This is a genomic window from Evansella sp. AB-P1 (genome assembly GCF_029688925.1).
Taxonomy (GTDB): domain Bacteria; phylum Bacillota; class Bacilli; order Bacillales; family Salisediminibacteriaceae; genus Evansella.
In genome coordinates, this window is sequence record NZ_JARUKY010000031.1 from 14009 (window position 1) to 38510 (window position 24502).

Sequence of the window (24502 nt, forward strand, 5' to 3'; positions counted from 1 at the left end):
GTAAAAAAACCTAAAAGGACACATTGAACAGATTAACTAAAGTAAAAAACAATAAAACAGTAAAATAAAACAACAGCCAAAAAAATCAAATAAGATTTGTTTGGCTGTTTAAAATACTTAATTTGTTACTTCACTACGATCTGTTGCCGGTGGTGGTGCAACAGATAAGGCAGATATTGTTTGTCTCCATTCTTCATCCATCTTAATATCGAGAGCTGCTAAGGAAGGTTCTAGTTGTTCCAGATTCCGACTGCCGATGATTGGTGCTGTAATTGCTGGATGAGACTTTACCCAAGCAACAGCTAAAGTCGCTGGATGGTAGCCGTGGTCTTTTGCATATTTTGAAAAGCGATCTGCAGTTTCAAAGTATATCTTTTCTTCGTACCGCTTACTATAGTTTTCCTGTTCTACTAATCTTCCTTCATTTGGTTTAGAAGGTCCGCTATATTTACCAGTAAGTAGACCTCCTCCTAATGGACTATATGGTATAACTCCCATATTTTCAGATTCTGCTAATGGGAGGATTTCTACTTCTGCTTGTCTTTTTACAAGGTTGTACATAGGTTGAATCAATTCAAAACGGGCGAGACTTTCTCTTTCTGAAATACCTAATGCTTTAGCTATTTGCCACGCAGCCCAGTTGCTAACTGCTGGGTATAAAATTTTACCTTGTTTTTGAAGGTCATCCATTGCGCGAAGCGTTTCTTCTATAGCTGTTAAGCTATCAAATTGATGAACAAAATAAAATTCAATTCGATCTGTTCCAAGACGTTGCAAACTATTTTCCACTTCGTGCATAATATGTCTACGAGATAACCCTCTATCGTTTACATCATTCCCCATTTTTCCGTGAACCTTCGTTGTTAATACCAACTCATCTCGTATACCTTGCATACATTTCCCTAAAATTTCTTCTGATTTCCCTTTACTGTAAACGTTTGCAGTATCAAAGAAATTAATTCCTACCTCACGACATCGATTAAACATTGCAATTGATGTTTCTTCATCAGCAACACCACCAAAAGACATTGTTCCAAAACAAAGACTAGAAACTTGAATACCAGTTTTACCAATAACATTATACTCCATTTTTCTCCTCCTTTTAGTTAGTAATCACTTTATCTATGTAAATCTTCTTGGTTAGTTATTTCGTAAAACTAATTATAACATAGCTTTTGTATTATTTTTTATTAATACAAATGAAACATGATGAAAGTAAATAATGGCCTTAGGAGTAAAGAACTATCCTCAATAATATTATACTTGAGGATAACATACATGAAACTTCCCTTATGGTATGTTGTAAATGTTAACAATACAGGTATGCCATTTATGACTTTAAAAGGGCGGTGTCATCATGAAAAAGTTTATGTTTTTTACCTTTTCTTTATTTTTAGCCATTTTAGTTGCTTGTAGTGAGAATAGTTCAACCAATGAAGTAAATGAGAATGAAAACGAAAATAATCTTGAACAGAATGAGAATAATAATGAATCTAATGATAATTTAAACAATAATCAAATCGAAGATGAAAAAAATGTATTAGAGGAAATTGAAGCCGAAATGGAGAACAATGAAAATAATGAGGAGGAAGTAGATATTGAAGTTGCAGGAGGAGACGCAGAATCCATCTTACAAAAATCTGCAGCAGCGATGTCAGATGTATTTAGTTATGTAACAGAAGGAAAATTTATTGTGACTACAGAAGCAGAAGATTATAACATGCGGGAAGAAATCACTATATTAATGGAAATGATTTTGTCTGAAAAACCTATGATGTTTACACAAACAAGTACTAAGTCTGATTATGAAGAGTATGATATTGATATGTATTTAGTAGATGGTCATGTATATGTTTATGATGACATTGATGATCTTTGGTATACAATGCCTACAGACAACGATCTCTTTGAAATTTATGATATGTTTAATGTAATGGACTCCTCGCAACTTGATGAATACATTGAAATGAGTTCAACATTTGAGGTCATTGACTCTGGAGATCACTATAAACTCACATATGCTAGTGAAGATGACGATTTATTCTCCTTTTTAACTGGATCAGCAATAGTTGATATGGAAATTGATTATATATTTAGTGTGTACGAAAATATAGAGGGTAGAGGAATGTTCGAGATATTAATAGATAAAGAGACTTATCATTTACTGAGCTACACCCTTGAGTTAGATTTAAAATCTGATTATATGGGAGAGATGGAAACGTATTACATTGCGAATTATACGTATAGTAATTTTAATGAAGTAGATGATATTGTTGTACCAGATGAAGTGGTGGACCAGGCAGTGTCTATGTTTGGTGATTTACAATAAAGATTTGAAGAACCCTCAGTTCATCAATGAAGTTCTGGGGTTCTTTTTTATACTTAACCGCTTACAAATTAGAAAATTAAGAATTTTGTTTCAGAAAAGAAGGAATATGGTACTTTGTTATAGAACAATATAAAAAAGACAATGTCTTATCTTTTGGAGGTGAAGTATAAAAGTAATTGATTATAAGATTTTAAAAATAAACATTACTATTGGTACTAATTTTCCTTCAACCTTAGGAAAAATACATACCATTTATCATTTAAAAATATAGGGAGTGAGAATGCATGTATAACTTAAAAGAAAAAGAGATGATTTTTGTATTTACTGGTCCAGATGGATCTGGTAGAAAAACTGTAGCAAAATTAGTAGGTCAAAGCACGTTACACATGAAAGGGATCATTTCCTATACAACTCGTGAGCAGCGACATTATGAAACACCTGGTGAAGATTATCATTACGTTTCAAGAAAGGAATTTGAAACTGCAAAAAATAGAGGAGAATTTCTTGAAACAGTTGAGATTTTTGGGAATTTATACGGTATTAAAGAAAAGGATATAATGGAGACATTTGATAATCATGGTTGTATTTATCTCGTATTAAATACGGAAGGTGCAGAAATATTAAAATCTCTTTATGGAGATAAGGTTGTTCGTTTCTTTGTTTACGCAGATAGAAATACAGTAGCAGATAGACAGAAGGAACGGGGAGATGACCCCAAAGTTATTGAGCAACATCTAGCTCACTATGATGAGGATATGGAATACAAAGAAAAATGTGAGCATGCCTTTGAAAATTATAAAATCGATCATATAGCATATGAAGTTACAAATACGATTGAGGATTATTTTAGACAAAAGCTAGAAGAAAAGAGAGTGGAGAAAGAAAAATTATAATTTATTTTGCCAAATAATTTTAAGTTAAAACCTTGAGGTAACTCCTCAAGGTTTTATTATGAACAAATAGTTTACATATTATTTTAACATTTGATAACGAACAATAATTTATACCTACTAAGTAAAGGGGAATGAAGATATTAATCAAGTAAAGTATGCAACGTTAGGTAATAAACCTGCCTTCGAGAGAGAATGTACTATGAGCCTAATGAAAATTAATTGGAAGTATTAGATGATACATAACACGTATTTATATGATAAACAACTTAAAGAAACTAGAAAATAGTCATATATACAAACCGGTGCTTTCCTTAACGAATATATGTATAATTAGAGGTTTAATTTATATGTAATAAGGTGGGGGTTGTTATGACTACGAAATACCCCGAAGTAGTTAGTAATTGGACAGCTGCGATAGGATCAACTGTAGGAGCTATTGGTCAGACCAATCAATTAATTGGAAATCGTTATATTGGACAAATTTTATGGTCTGTTGGTAAAGGGACACAAGGAGTAGGGTCTGGATTACAAGCCACTTTAGAGGACAACCCACGAGCTGAAGTTGGAAATTGGTTAATTTCAGTAGGTGCCAGCTCCGTTTCAGTAGTAGCTGCAAGAGAAATTCCAGATGAATTTAGAAAAGAAATTCTATATCGTCTTAAGGTAAAAGAAGTTGATGTAAAAACTTTAGATGATATTCAGAATAGACAAGTTGCTTTAATCGGAAACGGATTACAATCAATAGGTGCTTATTTAGAAGCATTAGAAAGAGATCATTCAAAAAGGGTGATTGGAGGAATCATACAATCACTAGGTGCATTAATTGAAGCAATTGGTGTCCTAAAACAATTAACATCTGATGAAAAAACTGCATTACAATTAGCCGTTATAGGAAGTTGGTTACAATCAATCGGTACGTCATTACAAGCAATAGGAGTAACAGAACAATTTCATGAGTCTACTTAAAATGCATAATTATAAAGTCACAACTGTTTTTTAATATGAATGAGCTAATATATTGGAATATTTGTTTAAACACTATAAATAATTGAAGAAGAATAAAGAACACTAAGATAAACAATGTCTTAGTGTTCTTTGTCATGATAATTTATTACTTAAACAGGAAGAGGTGTCGAGTCCATGAATATTATTTGGGGTATTTTGGGTATAGTTACTGTCTTTGTTATAGCCTTTTTATTTTCATCAAAACGTAATGCTATAAATCCTAGAACTGTATTGGGAGGATTGGCCATTCAACTGACTTTTGCATTTATTGTACTAAAGTGGGATTTTGGTAGATCGATGCTACAACGACTAGCATTAGGAGTCGATGAAATCATTAATTATACGAATGAAGGAATTATGTTTTTATTTGGTGGGTTATTTGAGGGGGAAAATGTAGGTTTTATTTTTGCTTTTCAAGTGTTACCAGTGGTTATTTTCTTCTCAGCTTTAATTTCTGTACTTTACTATCTACGTATAATGCAGCTCATAATAAAAATACTTGGGGGTGCATTATCTAAGTTCCTAGGAACAAGTAAAGCAGAATCACTATCTGCAGCTGCAAATATTTTTGTTGGACAAACAGAAGCTCCGTTAGTTGTAAGGCCGTACTTAGATAAAATGACTCGATCTGAAATTTTTGCTGTCATGACTGGAGGTTTAGCCTCTGTAGCTGGTTCAGTATTAATTGGTTATTCGTTATTAGGTGTCCCATTAGAATATTTACTTGCAGCTAGTTTTATGGCTGCCCCTGCAGGATTAATTATTGCTAAAATTATGCTTCCTGAAACAGAGGTTTCTGAAACATCGGATAAGCTTCAAATGGAAAAAGATATGGATTCAGCCAATGTAATAGATGCTGCTGCTCGTGGAGCAAGTACAGGACTTCAACTAGCATTAAATATTGGTGCCATGCTGTTAGCATTTATTGCTTTAATTGCATTAATTAACGGTATTTTAGGTGTTATCGGGGGTTGGTTTAATTTTGAAAATTTAACGTTAGAAATGATTCTTGGTCTTATCTTTTCTCCCATAGCATTTGCTATTGGAATTCCATGGAATGAAGCAGTACAAGCAGGGGGATATATTGGACAAAAACTAATCCTAAACGAGTTTGTTGCTTACGCTTCTTTTGCCCCTGCCATTGATGATCTTTCACCAAAATCAGTAGCAGTTATAAGTTTCGCGCTATGTGGTTTTGCCAATGTTTCATCATTAGGAATTTTATTAGGGGGACTTGGAAAACTTGCACCAAGTCGTCGATCAGATATAGCACAACTAGGATTAAAAGCAATTTTAGCTGGAATGTTAGCCTCTTTATTAAGTGCATCTATAGCTGGAATGTTATTTTAATATTACTCAAATAAAAAAGCTTAGTCACGATCCACAAATAACGATTGGGGAGACTAAGCTTTGTTGTTTACCTTTGTTCTAATCTTGCAATTCTTTCGTCTAAATCAGGATGTGATGAGAAGAGTTTAGACATTTTTCCTTTACTACTTATTTTCATCGTTTGAATTGCAGCGTCATCTGTACGATCATTTACTGTGGCACGATTTACATGTGATTTTAATGAACGAAGAGCATGAGCCATTTTATCTCGACCTGCTAAATCAGCTCCACCTCGGTCTGCATGAAATTCTCTATGTCGGGAATAAGCCATTACTACAATACTTCCCAGTATGGAGAATAATATTTGGAATATAATAATCGCCGCGAATCTTACGACCATTTGCATCTCAGATCGAACTAATCTTGATACAAGGATAGCTGCAAGTCTTGAGAAAAAGACTACAAATGTATTTACAACACCTTGTAATAACGTCATCGTCACCATATCACCATTCGCTACGTGAGCAACTTCATGAGCAATTACCCCTTCAACAGCTGCATCATCCATAACATTTAGGAGTCCAGACGATACTGCGACGAGTGAACGCTTCTTCGATGGACCAGTAGCAAAAGCGTTTACTTCTTGAGAATGATAAATCCCTACTTCAGGCATATGAGTTAAACCAGCTGCTCGCGATAACCGGTGAACCTTTTCAACAACTGCTCGTTCTCCTCTTGTAAGCTGACCATTAGGATCTAAAACTTTGATATTCATCATTTTCTTTGCTATCCATCGTGACATACCTAGGGATATGAATGAACCGGCAAAACCTACAATAATACTGAAGATCCCTAAAGCAATAAAGTCAATTCCTAGACCAGGCCCTCCAGTTTCAATTGCGCCAATATCTGTAAATGTAGTGATAATTGACCACACAATTATTATCGTGGTCATTACAAGAAAGTTTGTTAATAAGAAAAATAATATACGTTTCCCCATTCTACGCCTCCAATAATTATTAATATACTCATATATTTTAACATGAAAAATTCATTAGGGAAGAAAAGAGTACTAGATACATAATATTACATAATCTTAAAAGGTAGTAGTGCTACAATTTTAATAATAGTTTTGTATATTTTCCAAATTTTTCGTTAAGGTTTTTAAAATCTGATAGAATAATCCTAAAAGTAGTTTAGAGGAGCTGATTTTCTATGAAAGCAATGGTGATAAATAGTTTTGGAGACCCTTTCAAGTTTAAGTTGTCTGAAGTATTAAAACCAGAATTAGAACCTGGTCATGTTCTTATTGAAGTAAAAGCAACAAGTGTGAATCCAATTGATACAAAAGTTCGAGCTGGAGCTGTACCAGCAATTTCACCTTCATTTCCAGCAATATTACATGGTGATGTAGCTGGAGTTGTTGTTGAGAAGGCTGAAGATGTATCTAAGTTTCAGGTAGGAGACGAAGTATATGGTTGTGCCGGGGGATTTAAAGGTACTGGAGGAGCACTTGCAGAATTTATGCTTGCAGATATTGATTTTTTAGCTTCAAAACCTAAAAATATATCGATGGAGCAAGCGGCAGCTCTTCCGTTAGTTACAATTACAGCCTGGGAAGCATTATATAACCGAGCAAATATAGAAAAAGATCAACATGTACTTATTCATGCTGCAGCAGGTGGGGTAGGCCATGTAGCTATTCAGTTAGCAAAGCTTGCTGGTGCAAAAGTATATACTACAGCGTCTTCAGACGAAAAACTAAAGATAGGTACAGAGTTAGGCGCAGATGTAGGAATTAATTATAAGAAAAAGACAGTAGATGAATACGTAGAGGAATATACAGCTGGAAAAGGGTTTGATGTTGTATTTGATACAGTAGGTGGGGACAATTTAGATCGTTCATTTGAAGCAGCTTCTATAGATGGTACCATTTTAGGAATTGCTGCTCGTTCAACTCATGATTTATCTCCATTACATGCAAAAGGCTTATCGTTGCATATTACATTTATGCTTTTGAAAATATTAAATAAGGAAAAACGAAAGGATCATGGAAAGATATTAAAAGAGGTTACGAAGCTTGTAGAGGAAGGAAACCTACAGCCGATCATAGATCCAAACACTTTCACTTTTGAACAAGTTAGTGAAGCTCATAAGTTTTTAGAATCCAATAAAGCCATTGGGAAGGTTGTATTACGAAATCATTGGTCATAAAATAAATGGAAAAGGCACGAAGAACTGCTCTTTGTGCCTTTAATTACAATATTTTCTTGTTGAACTAACCGTAAATTGAATAAGGACTTATTTATGAATTAAACTTTCTATAAGAAGATAAATACCAGTAAAACTCAAAAGGATATATGTAAATATTTTAAAAATTTCTTGATTAAGCCGTTTAAAAATAATTTGACCTATAAACAAACCCAAAAATACAATAGGAATTGCATAAAGGCTTGATTCCCATATTAATTTATTAGTGCCTGTAAAGATTATTTGAGAAATCAGACTAATAAAATATATAAACAGATAAAAAGCTAAAGTAGTTGCTCTTAACTTACCTTTTTCAGTATTAGTTCCTGTAAAGTAAAGTAATAACGGTGGACCTGGCATACCAATGCTTGTTGTTAAAAGACCAGATAACCCACCAACTATGAGATCCCTAATAGGGGTTGGCTTTACTCTGAAATTAACTGATAACATAAATGTTAATAATAGGAGTAGTACAGAAACTCCTATTTTAAAAGTGTTAATGTTAATGGAAATAAAGATTAATATACCAAATGGTACACCCACTATACTTCCGATAATAAACCTCTTTAAAAGTATGAAATCAATGTCTGTGCTTATTTTCCATATAAATAAAATTGAAATAAATAAAGATAAAATTATGTTTATTTGTATGGCTTCTTGCGGAAGAAATAATGTCAGTAATAAAGGTGTCGCCATTATGGAAAAACCAAACCCTGTACTTGTTTGCAGGACTGTAGCCACTAATATAATACATAAAAAAGGTAATATATTCTCCAAATTTGACCTCCTATTTAATTCAATGCAATTAGTATTTTATCATTGATTAATTATCTCTTCTAATTCAACACTCCTGCTCGTTAGTAAAATAAAGAAAAAGTGCTGTTCCTAATTGTAGCAGAAAACCATGCTTTTTGCGTTTGATTAGCTATTTACACCTCTTGAAGTAAACCCGTTATTAAAACAAATAGTTGTTTATTTATAAAGGTTTTTTCAATTTTAAGAAGAATTGATAGATAGAGAAATAACTTTAAAAGTTTAACTATTTTCAGGGTAGACCGCCTATGCAAGTAAACTTCCACCATGAAGGATAAAAATAATTTTAATCCAATTGGAATGAGTGGAATCCTACGAGACTCCTGAGGAAGAACGAGCTAGACGAGACACCGCAGGGAGTGGAACGATCGAGGAGGCTTGGCAGGTCGTCCGCGGAAAGCGAAGTGGGATGCAACGAATGATTAACTTAACCTTTATTTGATAATACTTATAAGTTCGATAACAGCTATTTTCAGGGTAGACAAAATCTTGCATTTAATTTTTCACTAGAAAGGATGATCTTATGAAAAAGTCTATTCAATGGGGGATCATTGGATGTGGAGATGTAACAGAAGTAAAAAGTGGACCTGCTTTTCAGAAAATTGAACATTCCAAGCTTGTGGCTGTTATGAGAAGAAATGGTGATTTAGCTAAGGATTATGCAATTCGCCACCAAGTTCCTACATGGTATAGTGACGGGGAAAAATTAATTTCTGATCCAGAGGTTCATGCTATTTATGTAGCTACTCCTCCAGTTTTTCATAAAGAGTATACTTTACTAGCTGCCAAGTATAAAAAACCTGTATACGTAGAAAAACCGATGGCATTAAATTATGGTGAATGTTTGGAAATGATAGACTGCTGCAAAGAGGCAGGTGTTCCTTTATTTGTTGCTTATTATCGAAGAGCTTTACCAAAGTTTTTAAAAGTGAAAGAGTTACTGGAAGAGGAGGTAATTGGAGAACCTCGCTTTGTTTCCACCATTCACTATAAGACACCTTTAAAGATATTTGATAACGAAGTACCTTGGCGAGTGAATCCAAAATTAGCTGGCGGTGGTCTTTACTTTGATTTAGCTAGCCATACTCTAGATTTGTTAGACTTTTTGTTAGGGTCAATTAAAAAGGTAAAGGGTTTCTCATCAAATCAACGTGGTGACTACAAAGCAGAGGACATTGTTTCAGGTTCTTTCATGTTTGAATCAGGCGTTCATGGAACAGGCCAATGGTGCTTTTCGGCCTATGATGATAAAGATGTTACTGAAATAGTCGGTTCAAATGGAAAATCATATTTTCTACGTTTAGTGATGATCCTATTCAATTAGTTTCAACTTCTTCTATCAAAAAATGGGAATTTGATGCACCAGTTCATATTCAACAGCCTTTAATTCAAGCAATTGTGAATGAACTTCAAGGTGGAAAGCAAAGCCCAAGTAATGGGGAATCAGCAGCAAGGACAAATTGGGTTATGGATCAAATGACAAAGGACCTTTATTAATTTCTCCATACTAGGTAGCTAAACTAGCTTTTATGCAAAGATAAGATTAATAGTCCAATTATAAAGGGGGATGCCTTATTTATCCTTACATATTAATGATTTTTGTTGTTATTTTTTACGCAGGAAATATTCTTATCGGAAAAGCAATTAATGATTTGCCGCCTTTTACTATTGCATTTTTTCGATTGTTTATTGCTTTTATTGTTATTTTTCCACTTGGATATGCTCAAGCATGGAAAAAACGAGCTACATTTATTGAATACAAAAAGCCTTTTATCCTTATGGCATTAACTGGTGTTACCTTTTTTAATACTTTTATCTATGGGTCCCTACAATTTACTACGGCTACAAATGTTTCTATACTTGAGACATTAATACCTGTCATGACAGTAGTACTTAGTGCATTCGTATTAAAAGAAAGGCTCTTACGCATTCAATGGATAGGGATTTTGCTATCTGTCATAGGTGCAATTTGGGTTGTCATGGATGGACGTATTTTTCAATTAGCATCCATTGATTGGAATATTGGTGATGCAATAATGATTGGTGCTATTGTATGTTGGTCTGTTTATTCTATTTTTGTAAAAAAATATATGCACTTTTTCCCAGTATATGGTGCACTCCTTGTTATGACGGGAATTTCTGTACTTGTTTTGTTTCCGATTGTCCTTGTGGAATGGCTTATACTTGGATTCCCGGCTCTTATGCAAACAAACTTTATCATTAGTCTATTGTATTTAGGTATTTTCCCTTCATTAATAGCACTAGTGTTCTTCAATAAAGCGGTTGGATTATTAGGGGCATCTCAGGCTTCAGTCTTTTTGAATTTTCTTCCTGTTTTCACAATGATCGGAGCTTTCCTTTGGTTAGGAGAGACAATAAGTTATATGCAAATTGTTGGAGCAATTGTTGTTATTATAGGTGTTCTATTAACGACTCACTTTAAAATGTATCAAAACAAAGTAAAGGGAAATAAAGAGGAGGAAATAAAGGAGCAGCGTGGGTGATGTAGGAATAGGAAGCTACTTAATACGGAGGTGAAATGTAATGAGTCAAGAAAAGCCGCTTGAAGTTTCTAGTGATGGGTCTTTTAAACGTCAAAAGAACCGTTTCACTAAACCAGTTGGATATAAAAAAGATGACTTACCTGTTGAATCTGGACGATATCGACTATTATGGTCACCGGCTTGCCCGTGGGCACATCGAATAGTAATCGTCAGGAAACTTCTAGGATTAGAAAATGCTATTAGTTTAGGTACTGCAAGCCCCATTCGTCCCAATATAAATAGAGTAGATTGGGAGTTCTCTTTAGATGAAGGTGGTAAAGATCCGGTACTAGGAATAAAGTATATAAGTGAGGTATATAAGAATGCTGATCCCGAATATGATGGTCGTCCAACTGTACCAGTCATTGTAGATATGATTAATAGAAGTGCGGGGACCAGATGCAGCGGTTTGGACAAAAACACATAAAAGAGAACATTTAAGTAGTCAAAAAGATAAGTTCTTAAGAAATTAATCCAATTGCTCGACTGCACTACTCTTTTTTTAATAAAAATGGAATGGAGTCGGTGGTGTAATGAGGATAAGAGATGCAGAGATGGAAGAATTAAGTCTTATTCGTAATCAAAGAGTATGTGCATATGAAGAGTATGCATTAATGCTTTCTCACGATCATTGGTTAGACTTAAAAAAGTCTATAACGTCAGACTCCGATATTCAGCCAGGCGTTGAGCTAATTGTTGCAGAGGATAATGGAGAAATACTTGGTAGTGTTGCTTTATTCCCTCCTAATACAGATGCTTATAAAGGGTATGTAGAGAAAATTCCTGTTCCAGAATTGCGAATGCTAGCCATTTCCCTTGTAGGTAGGGGGAGAGGCATAGGATCAGCCTTAGTGAATGAGTGTATAGATCGCACGAAAAGGAATGGCTATAATTCTATTGGACTTCATTCTGCAGATGTTATGACAAATGCTATAAAGCTTTATGAAAGGTTTGGTTTTAATCGGGTTCCAGAATTAGATTTTGAACCGTCCGATGATGGAATCCTCGTTAAAGCTTATCGACTTGATTTTTGATAAGAAAATCTAAAGACGCATGGAGCTAGTCACTTTCAGTTGAGTCAAGATTTTATAAATTCTAATAATAAAAAATCTCAAAATAACTATTACAAGTTATTTTGAGATTTTACTTTATTCTATATAACACCTAATGAATCAAGGAATATGACGATAATAATGATAGGAATGACATATTTAATTAAAAAACTCCATGTTTTAAATAGAGGGAAGGGGTTTCCTTCCTTTTCCACTTCTTCTTTAACTCCAGCTGGCTTCCATCCCCATCCTAAGAAGAGGGCTAAAATGAGTCCAGCAAAAGGTAAAAGGACCTCAGCTGAGATAAAGTCAAACAATTCAAAAATGGTACGATCTAATATAGTAATGTGGGATAAAGGTCCAAAGGATAAAGTACAGAACAAACCAACTACTGTAATAACAGCACCAGCTATTATCGTCGCTGCCTTTCGAGACATAAGAAATTTCTCTTTTACAAATGCCACAACAACTTCAAGTAGAGAAATTGCCGATGTTAATGCTGCTACAAAAACAAAGAAAAAGAAGACAACAGCAAATATCGTACCAAAGGCCATATCCGTAAACATAGTAGGAAATGTAATAAATACTAAATCTGGCCCACTTTGAGGGTCAATTCCATAGTGGAACACAGCTGGGAAAATAATTAACCCTGCCATAATTGCTACGACTAAATCTAAAAATACGATTCCTCCTGCATTAGCAGGCAGGTTACTATTACTTCGACTATAACTTCCATACGTGACATACAAACCAGTTGCTAGACTAAGACTAAAAAATGCTTGTCCTAATGCAGCTAAAATAGTACTTGAATTAATTGCTGAAAAGTCAGGCTTTAGGAAAAACTGTAAACCAATGTGAGCATTTTCTAAGCTTAAGCTTCGAAAGACTAAAATAATGAGCAAGATAAACAGGGTTGGCATAAGAATGTTGTTCCATTTTTCAATACCCTTTTTTACTCCTCCCATTACGATGGCAACTACAAGACCCATTAATAAAATTTGCCAAATAATCGGCATAAATGGGTTAGTAATAAATCCTTCAAACACATTTTCATAGCTTCGATCATTTGTAATTAATTGACCAGTTAATGCTAGGACAAAATAATAAAATGCCCAACCTGCTACTACAGAATAAAATGATAAAATCATAAAATTAATTAAAATACTAATATAACCATTAAAATACCATTTTGATTTTGGTTTAATGGTTTTATAGCTATCCATTGCATTAGCTCTTCCTTTTCGTCCAATGCTAATTTCTCCAATAAGTAATGGAATTCCGATTAAACAGACAAATCCTAAATATATTAAGACAAAAGCAGCACCTCCACCTTCACCTACAACAAAAGGAAATCTCCAAATGTTTCCTAAACCAATAGCGGATCCTGTTGCTGCTAACATAAAGCCAAGCTTTGTTCCCCATTGCTCTCTAGGTTCAAGAGAGCCGTTACTATTTCTCGTTGACATGAGCATTCTCCTTTGAAATCATAAATCCATAGACTTCTACAATAGTATGGAATATGTAATATCCATATATATACATTAGTTAAAAGCGTTAATGTGATAAAGTGATTAGACAATTAACTATACTAGCATATTTTTTGAAATGGAACTAGGTAAAATTTTGTGAATATAAAAAAAGAATCTTTTTCTTCCGATACAATGTTTAGTGTAATTTTAAAAAGATACTGTTTGTGAATAATACGTTATATGTAACTTTGATGGAGGTTCATTTTATCTTTTTTACTTTCATTTAAATGAGTCAATTTCATAATTCGCTATTTCATTTAAAACTCGAACATTTGTACATAAAGGTTAAATTTAATTCGATGTCCGTTTCAGACGTGTCAATTACGCCTAAGGGCAGCCCACGTCCTGTGGGCAAGGGCGTAATCCTGTCATCCTGACTGCTGCGGGCACGACCTCAACTAATTTTTAACGGCTAAATGCCGTTGAAAATGGATTTTCAGCTCGCGTTTTTCTCGCTAGAGTCGCCGTCTTTCACTACAACCGAAAATAATGTTCGTCTTTTTCAACAAATTTTTTTTATGAAATTCATTCAAATAAGCAGGATTATGAATAAGGTAATAGAATTTGTTTAGTATTCCGAAGAAATAAAGAGATTGGAAATTGAAGGCGAGAGAAAGAGGATAAAATGGTATGACACCATTGCCAACATGAATCTATATTTAAGAGGAGGAATAATGATGAAATACAGACGATTAGGTAGAACAGGTTTAAAAGTGAGTGAAATTAGTTTAGGAAGCTGGTTAACGTACGGGAAAACGGTTGAAGACAATATTGCAGAAAAAACCATCCATAAAGCGTATGAATTAGGGATTAACTTCTTTGACTCTGCTAATGTATATGAAAGGGGAGAAGGAGAACGAGTTATGGCAGCAGCCTTAAAAGAGTATCCACGTGAATCTTATGTCATTACTACAAAAGCCTTTTGGCCAATGGGGGAGGGGCCAAATGACCGAGGTTTATCTAGAAAGCACGTAACGGAACAATTACATGCTAGCTTAAAACGTATGAAGCTTGACTATGTGGATATTTTTTATTGCCATCGTTATGATCCTGAAACACCTGTAGAAGAAACGTTACGTACGATTGATGACTTAGTTAGACAAGGAAAAATCTTATATGCAGGGGTAAGTGAATGGACTGCTGCACAAATTGAAGAAGCGATGAGAGTAGCAGATAAATATTTATTAAATAGAATTGTAGTGAATCAACCAGTTTATAACATGGTAAACAGATATATTGAAAATGAAGTAATTCCTGTCAGTGAGAAATATGGTGTAGGTCAAGTAGTATTTTCCCCATTAGCACAAGGTGTGTTAACAGGAAAGTACAAGGGTGGTAAAGTACCAGAAGATAGCCGTGCTGCAAATGATTCCACTAATAGATTTATTTCTAAATTTATGAATGATGATGTGTATAGTAAAGTTGAAAAGCTTGAAGGTGTAGCGAATGATTTAAATATTACGTTACCTGAACTTGCTTTAGCTTGGATTCTTAGACAGGAAAACGTTGCAAGTGCGTTAATTGGTGCAAGTAAACCTGAACAAGTAGAGCAAAATGTTAAAGCCATTGATGTAACACTTTCAACTGATATTCTTGAAAAAATTGAAGGTATTTTAGCTTAATTCATTTTTTGCTAATTAGATTATTTTGTGTTTCTATAATAAAAACGCTAGGTGCCACTAAAACACCCAGCGTTTTTTTACTGTTACTTTTCATATGATTCATATAATAGTTTTTCATCGACCTCGGTAAATGGTTTATCTAATTCGAAAAATGGCCCATTTTTAATTTTATCTTTTGGAAGATCAACATATATTTTTTTCTCATGGTAAGATATTCTTTCAATCCAATCTACTGACAAAACAACAAATTTCCCAATTAGCCAATTAGCAGTTGATGCTACAAAATACTTTATTCTCCAATTTTCATCATCTATTATAAAATCCGAAACATGACCAATTTCTCCATCTTTTGCAATAATGGAATAGCCCGATAGACTGCCTCTCATTTCATTCACACTACGTAATTTTTTCTCTTCTTGTTCAGGTGTTAAGTCAGTTACTTCTTTATTACTATTTAATCGCTTTAACTCTTGCGGAGTCGAAAATTCGCCCCAAAGCCTATTGTTATCTAAATAACTCCAATAATGCGGCCATCCAAAGTGAGTATTTAATAAAATTTCCTGCTTACGAGTAACAGGTTGATTTTCTTGTATACTAGGGCTATTTTTTATTTCCTCTTTTGAATCAAAAATATTAACGGTAAAATTCTCAAAATCAACGTAATCAAAAGAAATAGGGGATACCAATACCTTTCTCCCAGGTAGCCATTTTATCGTATCAATTACTAGATAACGTAACACCCAATTATCCTCATCAAAATAAATGTCTTTCACCTTTCCTAATTGACCATCTGTAGCTTGTACATTAAATTCTTGTATTCTAGAGGAAAAAATAAACATTTTAACCTTACCTCCTAATTAATTTGAATTTTACAGCAAACTTAATAAACTTGTTATTTTTCCATATCCATTTGTGCAAAGATTGAAACATTAGAATACCTGAATGTAGGAGTAGTAAAAATAAACCCCAGTAACATAATCGTTACTGGGGTTTGTTTAGTCTGGAACAATTTCCTTTGAATTAAATGTTGCCTTCTCAATCATATAGTATGAGACATACCCTTGACGCATAAATTCACCAAAAAGGATTGAGTCAAAAACATGTATGGAATAGATGACTGAATTTATAGGTTCAACATTATTACCATCTCTATCTGATTTATATACATTTCTTTGTGCCTCCGAAGCAGCGGTCGAGAAATATATGCTATTTTCATCAACATTAAAATAATCAATTCTATCTTCTATGACATTAGTAAGCTGCCAATCGTCAGTAGAAAAACGAAAGAGACCTGTTCCACCGTCACCTCTTGTAAAGTATAGATCAGTACCTTCAAAGATGAATTCACCGTATCCTTCATCCGACATATGCTGTACATCGTTTCCATGAATGTCTCCAAGGTTATATCCGTCCAAGCTATAAAAGACGATGTTATCTCCTGACATACTAAAACCACTGGTGGCATAAGGCAAAATTTCTAGATTATCATTATCTAAAGATAATCGATGAATATGAGGTGCTTGCATTTCTTCGTTTTCCATTACAAAAAGAAGTTCACCTTGATAATAATGAAGATCTAATACTGGTTCATTAATAATAACCTCACTATCTGTTCCATCAATTTTTATTTTATTTAATGATTTCTCCTCGTATGGACCAGCTAGTTCAATGTAATAAACCCAATCTCCTATAACATGGATATCTCGTACAGAATGATTTGTTAATTGACTGGAATTTGAACCATCATCGTTCATCTTATATAAATGGTTATTTTCTTTATGATTTGCAAAGAAAATCTCGTCATCTACGATGTGATATTTTCCACCTACACGTACATTATTACTACTGTTACCAGCTCCTTCAGTATAAACCTCGTTATCATTCGTAACTCCATCATCATTGTTTGAATCATTTTCTCCTATTACTTCATTATTTGTATTTCCGTTGGTTTGACTGTCATTTGCTTCATTATTAACATCATTATCATTTCCATTACTGTTTGAATCGTTATTTGATGTTGAATGATCACTTCCTTCATTAGTTTCATGCTCTGTTTCCTCATCATTTGTTTGTTCCGTTGCTTGATTTAATACTTCACTAACAATCCCTTCTAATAATTCAGAACAGGCTGATAATAGAAATACAGCACTTACGACTAAAATAATTGGACTACAAGTCTTAATAAACCATTGCTTCACAATGCTCCTCCTTCGCTAAAACTGCATTGTCTTTCGTATCCATTTTAAAATAGAGGAGTGGAAACAAAAATTATCCTAAAGTATAGTTTTCGTACTGAATAAGAGGTAATACAAACACATATGTTTGATTCAGTGAAATCATAATGGATAGAGGATCTAATAATAATGCGTCAGTGGTATATACTTAAATTTCATTGATTAGAAGTAATTCTGTATAAAAATAAATGGATCTGACAAATTAGGTAGCAATACTAATCTATCAGATCCAAATTATAAGTAATGAAAGTTGGTTTAAACCACACACTGATGTACTCTCTTTTCTCATTTTGTATTTTTTATAATAGTATTAATAAGGATAAAATATAAACAACGATAAATAATATTCCAATACATAAAAGGGTGGTTGCTGTTGTTTTACTACGATTACTTAAGAAAAAATAGATACCAATTCCCCCAAATGTTCCTGCTAATAAAAACAATACTATTCCTAAAAAGACAATAATCATTTCTGTTCCCATTAATAATTTCTCCTACAAAAGTATTTTTGTTGTTAAACCCATGATACTATCTTTTGATGCAGATTAATAATTTTTAGCCCATGTTAGAGTATAAGCAACTATTTGAATTAATGGATATAATAACAAAATGATAATAGGATAGTAAGGAAAGGAATCTATAATAAATGGATACACCAGAAGAAGTCCGCAAAGAATAGGAAAAGCATAAATTAAGCTAATGTAAGCATTCCGACATGCTTTAGCAGTAATTAAGATTTCTCGTTCATCACTTTCTTCTAGCAACTCTGGAGGAGTAAATATTGTCTTTTCCCATGAGTTTCTTTTATTTTTCTTATGAATTTCGATAAACAATCTTAACCATCTTTATCATCCTCCATATAAAAGATTTGTTCAATTGGTAAATGAAAAGTTTGACTAATTTTCATTGCAAGTAAAAGGGAAGGAACATAGCTCCTTTTTTCCAGTGTAACAATTGTTTGCCTTGTTACGTTAACCTTCCTAGCAAGATCACTTTGTGTGAGATTATTCTTAGCACGTAATTCATTTACATAATTTTTTATGGTCACCATCTCCACCTACCACTTTTTGTCAATTATATTGTAAAGTCAACTATACATAATGTCTAGTTAACTTTACATATTGACTAAGAGTTCTTGAAGTGTAATTCATCAATATGTTACAGGAATATTATTTTATAATATGATATGCTAGATTAGTAGTTTTAAAAAAAGTATACTTCACGAAAAACGAAGGAAGGCGAAAAAATGAATCAATTTATTAATAAGATACAAAGTCTTCCCTATTTATTATTAGTTTTAGCTACTTTTTTTTGGGGAACAAATTTTGTTTTCAGTCGCATGATCGTTGAAGAAATTCCTCCATTTCAACTATCCGTCATGAGATGGGTTATAGCAGCAATCGTTTTTTTACCTTTTGTGTTCAAGGAGTTAAAACACAGTAAAGAGATAATGAAGAAAAATTGGAAATCTTTGTTTTTTATGGCCTTAACCGGAATTGCCGGTTTTAATACATTGTTATACATTGCCATGCAGTATACTACATCTATTAATGCATCATTAGTTAATTCAACGACACCTTTATTAATTGTTCTTCTATCAGTAATCTTCTTAAAGGAAAAATTAATACCTATGCAATATATTGGTGTTGCAGTGTCATTTATTGGTGTATTTATAGTCATCACTGGTGGAAACTTGAATGCGATAATGACTTTGTCAATAAATCCTGGAGATATAATTGTAGTTGGAGCAGTTATTTTATGGGGGATATATTCCGTATTAATGAAGAAATATGGTGTTCATTTACCTAAAAAATCAACATTTATTATCACCATTTACGTTGGGATTATTGTATTAATACCATTCGCTTTATTTGAAAGAACGTACGCACCAATATCCTTATCAACAGTACCAACTGAAGCTTTATTAGGTGTTGTTTATTTAGGAATATTTCCGAGTATTATTTCTTTTATCTGTTGGAATGAAGGTGTAATGCAAATAGGACCGGGAAGAGCTTCTAGTTATTTGTATTTAATAGTATTCTTTACAACAGTTCTTGCAGTCTTATTCGGTGGAGAAACATTAGGTTTTACGCAAGTTATTGGTGGACTTTTCATCTTATCAGGTGTAATTGTTGGATCCAATCCATCGATACTGCATAAGAAAAGGCTAGAAAAAAGTGCATAACTACTATTTTAATATGTACGTGTTTTTTAGGTTATAAGATTTAAGTAATTAAAAATGTGGTATAATAAAATAAATCCGTAACTAATTCTAATTGAAGTTATGGGAGAGGTTCTAGCTAATACCCTCTATAAAAAACTAAGGACGATTGATTTTTTAATGATAGACCATATCCTTAGTGATGTGGTCTTTTTTTCATCTTCATTATCATATAGATCCAGGTCGTATATAAAAAATGAGTAAAGGAGCAATACCATGCGAAAAGAAAAAGCTATTGTTATATTTAGTGGAGGTCAAGATAGTACCACATGTTTGTTTTGGGCATTAAAGAATTTTAAGGAAGTTGAAGCTGTGACGTTTAACTATAATCAAAAGCACAAACTAGAGATAGAAGTAGCTCAAAATATAACAAAAGAAATAAGTGTAAAGCATACAGTGCTTGATATGGGGTTATTGAACCAACTAGCACCAAATGCTTTAACGAGAGATGATATTGCCATTGAACATATTGAAGGGGAGTTGCCCTCAACTTTTGTTGAAGGGAGAAATTTATTATTTTTATCCTTTGCAGCAATATTAGCAAAACAGGTAGGAGCAAAACACCTTGTAACGGGTGTTTGTGAAACAGACTATAGTGGCTATCCTGATTGTAGAGATATTTTTATAAAATCAGCAAACGTAACGTTAAATTTAGCAATGGACAACGAATTTGTTATCCATACACCATTAATGTGGGTCGATAAAGCAGATACATGGAAGTTAGCCGATGACTTAGGTGCACTAGATTATGTTCGAAATAACACTTTGACTTGTTATAACGGTATTATAGCTGATGGTTGTGGAGAGTGTCCTGCTTGTATTTTAAGAAAAAATGGTCTTGAAACATATATTAGTAGGAAGGATGTATAAGGATGTTTGGTTTTAAAATCGTGGATAAACTTCAGAAGTTTGGGGCAGATATCAAGAAAAACGAATTGAAATACCACTCAAAAAGAGTGCTAGTGAGTAAAGAATTTACTTTTGATGCTGCACACCATTTACATTGTTATGAGGGAAAGTGCAAAAATCTTCATGGACATACGTACAAAGTTATATTTGGAATTAGTGGATATGTTGATGAAGTAGGATTAATGATCGACTTTGGGGATATTAAAGAAATATGGAAAAAGGAAATTGAAATATTTTTAGATCACCGTTACCTAAATGAAATGCTACCAGCAATGAACACAACAGCAGAGAACATGGTTGTTTGGATTTATGAAAAAATGGCAGAGGCCATAAAAGAAAGAAACAAAATAATAAACGAACAGGGGGCACGTGTTGAATTTGTGAGACTATACGAGACACCAACAAGCTTTGCTGAAGTTAGGCGGGAGTGGATGGAAGTTGAGTAATATCCCGGTACTAGAAATTTTTGGACCAACTATCCAAGGGGAAGGGATGGCAATTGGTAAAAAAACAATGTTTGTACGTACTGCTGGGTGTGATTATTCCTGTGATTGGTGTGATTCAGCATATACATGGGATGGCAGCGCAAAAGATGATATCGTTCTTATGACTGGAGAAGAAATATGGCAACGATTAAAAGATATTGGTCAGAACCGTTTTTCTCACGTTACAATATCTGGTGGAAACCCAGCTTTAATTAAGGGTCTTTCTCAACTCATTACTATTTTAAAAGAAAATCAAATGAGTATAGGGTTGGAAACACAAGGTAGTCGATGGCAGGATTGGTTTTTACAAATTGATGATCTTACACTATCTCCTAAACCTCCAAGTTCAATGATGGAAACAGATTTTAAGATTTTACATGATGTAATAGTTAAGTTGATTGATCATGATAAAGAAGAAAATGTTAGCTTAAAAGTTGTTGTATTTAATGATGGAGATTACGAATATGCGAAAAATCTAGCATTAAAGTATCCTTCTATTCCATTTTACTTACAAGTAGGGAATGAGGAAGTTTATACTGAAGATAACGAATCTCTAGCAATAAACTTACTCAAAAAATATGAGTGGCTAATAGACAAAGTAGTTTCAGACCAAGACGTAAACAATGTACGGGTACTACCACAATTGCACACTCTTCTGTGGGGGAATAAACGAGGAGTCTAGGACCATTTATTATAAAGAAGGTAATAATTCAAATTAAACCAAAGAAGAAGGCATAATCTCCTTTGGTTTATACATGAATTATCTTTCTTTTAATAAATTTTGTATGACGTTATTAGTTAAGTTAGGGACGATTTCTAATGAATAATCCAATTCCATTCGTTCAAACTGCTTGTGTGCATCAAAACCATACGGACCAATATTGATAACTGGTATATTAATATCACGAATATCATCATAATTTACGTAATGCTTCGTTCCCCAACCAGGGTTGTTATTAGCTACCGCTTTAATCCCTTCATCATCATCGCTTAGAGCAACGAAACTCATATCTGAAATATATGGGAAAAAGTTTCTTGTAACAATTGGATGTTTGTACGTTGGTTGAATCTCTTCTACAGCTTTTTCCAAGGAATAAATTAAATGCTCTTCACGTGAATTCTTACCGGTTACATCAATTCTTGGAGAATATAATGAAGAGTAGAATAATATAATTGCAGGACTTCGATCTGTCATCCATTTCCACCCTTCTTCCACAACTCTTGCAGCAAACATCCTTGTATCTAGTTCTGTATCTAAAAGGAGTTGATCCTTAAATTCTGCCATATGTTTTTTATATTTCTCCCCGTGTTCTTCTATCAATAAACGATCCATTTCTTCATATGTTAATACTCTAGACTTCCAAGGTATTTCAAATGTTGATTGATTACTTAGCTTACTGAATGCTTCATATCTTTTCTTAAAAGAATTTATAGCATTGTTAAATGCCATTTCCCCTTGTATTTTTAACTTTTCTAATACGTCTTTAGGAGACCAGGAATGAATAAAGAAATTAAAGTATACGTAAGCTGAAAGAGCAGTCTGAACTGTATATGTTGGTTTCAGATCCATTTGTTTTAATGATACTGGAGGTACAGTGATTTCTCCAAAGGCTTCATTACATAATTCAGGATTATAATTAATTTGTCTTGTTAATTCTGCAGCAATAAAGTTAGGGTCAAGCCCTTCAAACGCTGCTCCTACATGAGTTTCAGCACCAGTTATAAAAAAGGAAGGTAATAGTTTTCCGACTGTTCCTTTATAAATATATCGATTATCGTCTCCTTCAAAACGTGGGGAGACAAAATCAGCATTAATGGCACCAACATAATCGAAACCATGTTCCTTTCGAAGTGATTTTAATTCCTTTAATGCAGAAAGTATTCCATGGGATCCGTCTTCTTCGTCGCATTCAACTACAACTACTAAGTTTCCTTCTAACTCCTCTGGGTGCTCAGAATAATATTTTAATAGATATAGATGACTTGCAACACCACTTTTCATATCCAAAACACCTCGTCCAAACAAATATTCACCAGATAGTAGGTGGTCATGAACTAAAGGTGGTATCTCTTCATTCTTCAGACACTCCATCAATGAATCAGGGTCACAAGCATACTTCTTTAATTGATTGTAGTCATCAATTCCTACGGTGTCCATATGACCCATGAGAACAACCGTTTTATTACTTTCATTTTTTGTACCTTTAACGAAAGCGATAATATTATATCGTTCCTGATCATCATTAATTGTTTGTTGCTTTATCAAATGAAGCGAATTTTCTTTAAAATATGGAAATGAGGAGAGGAGCATATGAATTACTGAGCTCATTTCCTTTTCTCCTTCTGTATTTACAACACTTTCTATATTTACTAATTGATTTGTAAGGTAAAGTACCTCATCACGACAATTTAACATATATACAGTCTCCTTTTTTTACTAAACCATGTTCCGCACAATTTTGTGAATTTAAGATAGAAGAATATAAGTAATTAATATGCCATTATCATATATTAAAAAACCCTAACAATGTCAAGAAAAAACATAGATTGGTACCATGCTATACTTTTCGAAAATATTATTGTTAATGTTTTATAAGATTTATCAGTAGGACAATTCTATTCAGTTGTTATCGATATTAGAGTTTGGCTATAACGTAATGAATAAAAATTGGTTAAACTATAAGTTAGATATTGATTAATATAGGAAGATATTATTTTGTAGGTGTTAAGAAAGTGAACGAAATATAGTTTAGTTACCGAATCTATCGATGACATACTTGCTGAAGGGACTTATGAAGAAATCAGATTAAGTTGGTTTGATTGAAGTAGTTTGGATAATGCAAATGATATTTCAAGTGAAATTAAAAGTATCCTTTAACAAAACCAAATTTAATAAATAAGGGCTGCACGTACAATTCCATTTTTATTTTTCTAGCTACACTTAACACCACATTTAAAAGTAAGAAAACATTTTTAAAATATATAATAAATATTATTGACTTAAGAATACTTAATATGATAATATTTAAATCCGTCGTTAAAATGATAATTTTTTATTATATCTTTAAAACAATTGTACTTTTATTGTTATCTTGATATAATCAATTTCTGTTAATAGACGACTGAAATATTTTTAAAAAAATGTTGACAATTCATTCGCACCTTGGTATGATATGAAAGTTGTCGCTAAAACAACAATTAATTTTTGACCTTTGAAAACTAAACAAAAAGCCAAGCGAAGTGGGATATGTAGTTTCAACTATATAATTATGGATGAAACTATAAGTA

Annotated in this window: 25 protein-coding genes and 1 riboswitch; of the genes, 15 read left to right on the forward strand and 10 right to left on the reverse strand. The window is 33.2% G+C overall.

Annotation, left to right across the window (positions count from 1 at the left end; genetic code table 11):
* Positions 1 to 117 precede the first annotated feature (117 nt).
* Positions 118 to 1089, reverse strand: a complete 972-nt coding sequence (locus tag QA612_RS21415) for an aldo/keto reductase (RefSeq protein WP_278285877.1) — start codon at positions 1087 to 1089, stop codon at positions 118 to 120.
* Between the two features lie 268 nt (positions 1090 to 1357).
* On the opposite strand from QA612_RS21415, the gene QA612_RS21420 reads away from it, so the two are divergent.
* From QA612_RS21420 to QA612_RS21435, 4 genes are all read left to right on the forward strand, one after another.
* On the forward strand, positions 1358 to 2329 hold the full coding sequence (locus QA612_RS21420) for a DUF6612 family protein (RefSeq protein WP_278285878.1): 972 nt from the start codon (positions 1358 to 1360) through the stop codon (positions 2327 to 2329).
* A 284-nt stretch (positions 2330 to 2613) separates the two neighbouring features.
* Positions 2614 to 3222: a guanylate kinase gene (locus QA612_RS21425; RefSeq protein ID WP_278285879.1), complete on the forward strand. Its 609-nt coding sequence runs from the start codon at positions 2614 to 2616 to the stop codon at positions 3220 to 3222.
* Between the two features lie 369 nt (positions 3223 to 3591).
* A complete protein-coding gene (locus QA612_RS21430) occupies positions 3592 to 4188 on the forward strand; it encodes a DUF6944 family repetitive protein (protein WP_278285880.1) in 597 nt (198 codons plus the stop codon).
* Between the two features lie 174 nt (positions 4189 to 4362).
* On the forward strand, positions 4363 to 5577 hold the full coding sequence (locus tag QA612_RS21435; protein WP_278285881.1) for a NupC/NupG family nucleoside CNT transporter: 1215 nt from the start codon (positions 4363 to 4365) through the stop codon (positions 5575 to 5577).
* A gap of 67 nt (positions 5578 to 5644) precedes the next feature.
* Here QA612_RS21435 and htpX read toward each other — a convergent pair whose 3' ends face one another.
* Positions 5645 to 6556, reverse strand: coding sequence for a protease HtpX (gene htpX, locus QA612_RS21440; RefSeq protein ID WP_278285882.1), 912 nt, complete (start codon positions 6554 to 6556; stop codon positions 5645 to 5647).
* Between the two features lie 215 nt (positions 6557 to 6771).
* Between htpX and QA612_RS21445 the strand changes: the two genes are divergently transcribed.
* On the forward strand, positions 6772 to 7770 hold the full coding sequence (locus QA612_RS21445) for a zinc-dependent alcohol dehydrogenase family protein (RefSeq protein WP_278285883.1): 999 nt from the start codon (positions 6772 to 6774) through the stop codon (positions 7768 to 7770).
* A gap of 87 nt (positions 7771 to 7857) precedes the next feature.
* On the opposite strand, the gene QA612_RS21450 is transcribed toward QA612_RS21445, so the two are convergent.
* Positions 7858 to 8583 carry a sulfite exporter TauE/SafE family protein gene (locus tag QA612_RS21450; RefSeq protein WP_278285884.1) on the reverse strand — a complete coding sequence of 242 codons (726 nt, stop codon included), beginning with the start codon at positions 8581 to 8583 and terminating at the stop codon, positions 7858 to 7860.
* A 340-nt stretch (positions 8584 to 8923) separates the two neighbouring features.
* On the opposite strand from QA612_RS21450, the gene QA612_RS21455 reads away from it, so the two are divergent.
* From QA612_RS21455 to QA612_RS21475, 5 genes are all read left to right on the forward strand, one after another.
* Positions 8924 to 9061 carry a hypothetical protein gene (locus QA612_RS21455; protein WP_278285885.1) on the forward strand — a complete coding sequence of 46 codons (138 nt, stop codon included), beginning with the start codon at positions 8924 to 8926 and terminating at the stop codon, positions 9059 to 9061.
* 81 nt (positions 9062 to 9142) lie between these two features.
* Positions 9143 to 9943 (forward strand): Gfo/Idh/MocA family protein, encoded by an 801-nt coding sequence (locus QA612_RS21460; protein ID WP_347568893.1) that lies wholly within the window; start codon positions 9143 to 9145, stop codon positions 9941 to 9943.
* Between the two features lie 268 nt (positions 9944 to 10211).
* The gene (locus QA612_RS21465; RefSeq protein WP_278285886.1) at positions 10212 to 11123 is read left to right on the forward strand and encodes a DMT family transporter; all 912 of its coding nucleotides are present in this window, start codon (positions 10212 to 10214) and stop codon (positions 11121 to 11123) included.
* 40 nt (positions 11124 to 11163) lie between these two features.
* A complete protein-coding gene (locus QA612_RS21470; RefSeq protein ID WP_347568894.1) occupies positions 11164 to 11589 on the forward strand; it encodes a glutathione S-transferase family protein in 426 nt (141 codons plus the stop codon).
* A gap of 106 nt (positions 11590 to 11695) precedes the next feature.
* Positions 11696 to 12196, forward strand: coding sequence for a GNAT family N-acetyltransferase (locus tag QA612_RS21475; protein WP_278285887.1), 501 nt, complete (start codon positions 11696 to 11698; stop codon positions 12194 to 12196).
* Positions 12197 to 12315: 119 nt separating this feature from the next.
* Here the strand turns inward: QA612_RS21475 and QA612_RS21480 are convergent, their stop codons facing one another.
* Positions 12316 to 13680: a sodium-dependent transporter gene (locus tag QA612_RS21480; RefSeq protein WP_278285888.1), complete on the reverse strand. Its 1365-nt coding sequence runs from the start codon at positions 13678 to 13680 to the stop codon at positions 12316 to 12318.
* A gap of 740 nt (positions 13681 to 14420) precedes the next feature.
* Here QA612_RS21480 and QA612_RS21485 point away from each other — a divergent pair.
* On the forward strand, positions 14421 to 15365 hold the full coding sequence (locus tag QA612_RS21485) for an aldo/keto reductase family protein (RefSeq protein ID WP_278285889.1): 945 nt from the start codon (positions 14421 to 14423) through the stop codon (positions 15363 to 15365).
* Positions 15366 to 15448: 83 nt separating this feature from the next.
* Here QA612_RS21485 and QA612_RS21490 read toward each other — a convergent pair whose 3' ends face one another.
* The 5 genes from QA612_RS21490 to QA612_RS21510 all read right to left on the reverse strand — a co-directional run bounded on the left by QA612_RS21490 (position 15449) and on the right by QA612_RS21510 (position 18647).
* Entirely contained in the window at positions 15449 to 16204 is a 756-nt protein-coding gene (locus tag QA612_RS21490) for a PRC-barrel domain-containing protein (protein ID WP_278285890.1), read from the reverse strand.
* Between the two features lie 156 nt (positions 16205 to 16360).
* On the reverse strand, positions 16361 to 17563 hold the full coding sequence (locus QA612_RS21495) for a DUF5050 domain-containing protein (RefSeq protein WP_278285892.1): 1203 nt from the start codon (positions 17561 to 17563) through the stop codon (positions 16361 to 16363).
* 335 nt (positions 17564 to 17898) lie between these two features.
* On the reverse strand, positions 17899 to 18081 hold the full coding sequence (locus QA612_RS21500) for a hypothetical protein (RefSeq protein WP_278285893.1): 183 nt from the start codon (positions 18079 to 18081) through the stop codon (positions 17899 to 17901).
* Between the two features lie 63 nt (positions 18082 to 18144).
* Positions 18145 to 18432: a hypothetical protein gene (locus QA612_RS21505; protein ID WP_278285894.1), complete on the reverse strand. Its 288-nt coding sequence runs from the start codon at positions 18430 to 18432 to the stop codon at positions 18145 to 18147.
* Between the two features lie 2 nt (positions 18433 to 18434).
* Positions 18435 to 18647, reverse strand: a complete 213-nt coding sequence (locus tag QA612_RS21510; protein WP_278285895.1) for a helix-turn-helix transcriptional regulator — start codon at positions 18645 to 18647, stop codon at positions 18435 to 18437.
* 198 nt (positions 18648 to 18845) lie between these two features.
* On the opposite strand from QA612_RS21510, the gene QA612_RS21515 reads away from it, so the two are divergent.
* The 4 genes from QA612_RS21515 (at position 18846) to queE (ending at position 21896) form a co-directional block, all read left to right on the forward strand.
* Entirely contained in the window at positions 18846 to 19784 is a 939-nt protein-coding gene (locus QA612_RS21515) for a DMT family transporter (RefSeq protein WP_278285896.1), read from the forward strand.
* Positions 19785 to 19883: 99 nt separating this feature from the next.
* Positions 19884 to 19929, forward strand: a riboswitch (PreQ1 riboswitch).
* 107 nt (positions 19930 to 20036) lie between these two features.
* Positions 20037 to 20690 carry a 7-cyano-7-deazaguanine synthase QueC gene (gene queC / locus QA612_RS21520; protein WP_278285897.1) on the forward strand — a complete coding sequence of 218 codons (654 nt, stop codon included), beginning with the start codon at positions 20037 to 20039 and terminating at the stop codon, positions 20688 to 20690.
* Between the two features lie 2 nt (positions 20691 to 20692).
* The gene (queD, locus tag QA612_RS21525; protein ID WP_278285898.1) at positions 20693 to 21175 is read left to right on the forward strand and encodes a 6-carboxytetrahydropterin synthase QueD; all 483 of its coding nucleotides are present in this window, start codon (positions 20693 to 20695) and stop codon (positions 21173 to 21175) included.
* The gene (gene queE, locus QA612_RS21530) at positions 21168 to 21896 is read left to right on the forward strand and encodes a 7-carboxy-7-deazaguanine synthase QueE (protein WP_278285899.1); all 729 of its coding nucleotides are present in this window, start codon (positions 21168 to 21170) and stop codon (positions 21894 to 21896) included. Before queD ends, queE begins: the two co-directional genes overlap by 8 nt.
* Positions 21897 to 21974: 78 nt before the next feature.
* Here queE and QA612_RS21535 read toward each other — a convergent pair whose 3' ends face one another.
* Positions 21975 to 23630: a M20/M25/M40 family metallo-hydrolase gene (locus QA612_RS21535; RefSeq protein WP_278285900.1), complete on the reverse strand. Its 1656-nt coding sequence runs from the start codon at positions 23628 to 23630 to the stop codon at positions 21975 to 21977.
* Positions 23631 to 24502: the final 872 nt, after the last annotated feature.

Coding starts and splice junctions, on each gene's coding strand:
- QA612_RS21415 (WP_278285877.1), bottom strand. CDS start 1,089: ATGGAGTATAATGTTATTGGTAAAACTGGTATTCAAGTTTCTAGTCTT.
- QA612_RS21420 (WP_278285878.1), top strand. CDS start 1,358: ATGAAAAAGTTTATGTTTTTTACCTTTTCTTTATTTTTAGCCATTTTA.
- QA612_RS21425 (WP_278285879.1), top strand. CDS start 2,614: ATGTATAACTTAAAAGAAAAAGAGATGATTTTTGTATTTACTGGTCCA.
- QA612_RS21430 (WP_278285880.1), top strand. CDS start 3,592: ATGACTACGAAATACCCCGAAGTAGTTAGTAATTGGACAGCTGCGATA.
- QA612_RS21435 (WP_278285881.1), top strand. CDS start 4,363: ATGAATATTATTTGGGGTATTTTGGGTATAGTTACTGTCTTTGTTATA.
- htpX (WP_278285882.1), bottom strand. CDS start 6,556: ATGGGGAAACGTATATTATTTTTCTTATTAACAAACTTTCTTGTAATG.
- QA612_RS21445 (WP_278285883.1), top strand. CDS start 6,772: ATGAAAGCAATGGTGATAAATAGTTTTGGAGACCCTTTCAAGTTTAAG.
- QA612_RS21460 (WP_347568893.1), top strand. CDS start 9,143: ATGAAAAAGTCTATTCAATGGGGGATCATTGGATGTGGAGATGTAACA.
- QA612_RS21465 (WP_278285886.1), top strand. CDS start 10,212: ATGATTTTTGTTGTTATTTTTTACGCAGGAAATATTCTTATCGGAAAA.
- QA612_RS21470 (WP_347568894.1), top strand. CDS start 11,164: ATGAGTCAAGAAAAGCCGCTTGAAGTTTCTAGTGATGGGTCTTTTAAA.
- QA612_RS21475 (WP_278285887.1), top strand. CDS start 11,696: ATGAGGATAAGAGATGCAGAGATGGAAGAATTAAGTCTTATTCGTAAT.
- QA612_RS21480 (WP_278285888.1), bottom strand. CDS start 13,680: ATGTCAACGAGAAATAGTAACGGCTCTCTTGAACCTAGAGAGCAATGG.
- QA612_RS21485 (WP_278285889.1), top strand. CDS start 14,421: ATGAAATACAGACGATTAGGTAGAACAGGTTTAAAAGTGAGTGAAATT.
- QA612_RS21490 (WP_278285890.1), bottom strand. CDS start 16,204: ATGTTTATTTTTTCCTCTAGAATACAAGAATTTAATGTACAAGCTACA.
- QA612_RS21500 (WP_278285893.1), bottom strand. CDS start 18,081: ATGGGAACAGAAATGATTATTGTCTTTTTAGGAATAGTATTGTTTTTA.
- QA612_RS21515 (WP_278285896.1), top strand. CDS start 18,846: ATGAATCAATTTATTAATAAGATACAAAGTCTTCCCTATTTATTATTA.
- queC (WP_278285897.1), top strand. CDS start 20,037: ATGCGAAAAGAAAAAGCTATTGTTATATTTAGTGGAGGTCAAGATAGT.
- queD (WP_278285898.1), top strand. CDS start 20,693: ATGTTTGGTTTTAAAATCGTGGATAAACTTCAGAAGTTTGGGGCAGAT.
- QA612_RS21535 (WP_278285900.1), bottom strand. CDS start 23,630: ATGTTAAATTGTCGTGATGAGGTACTTTACCTTACAAATCAATTAGTA.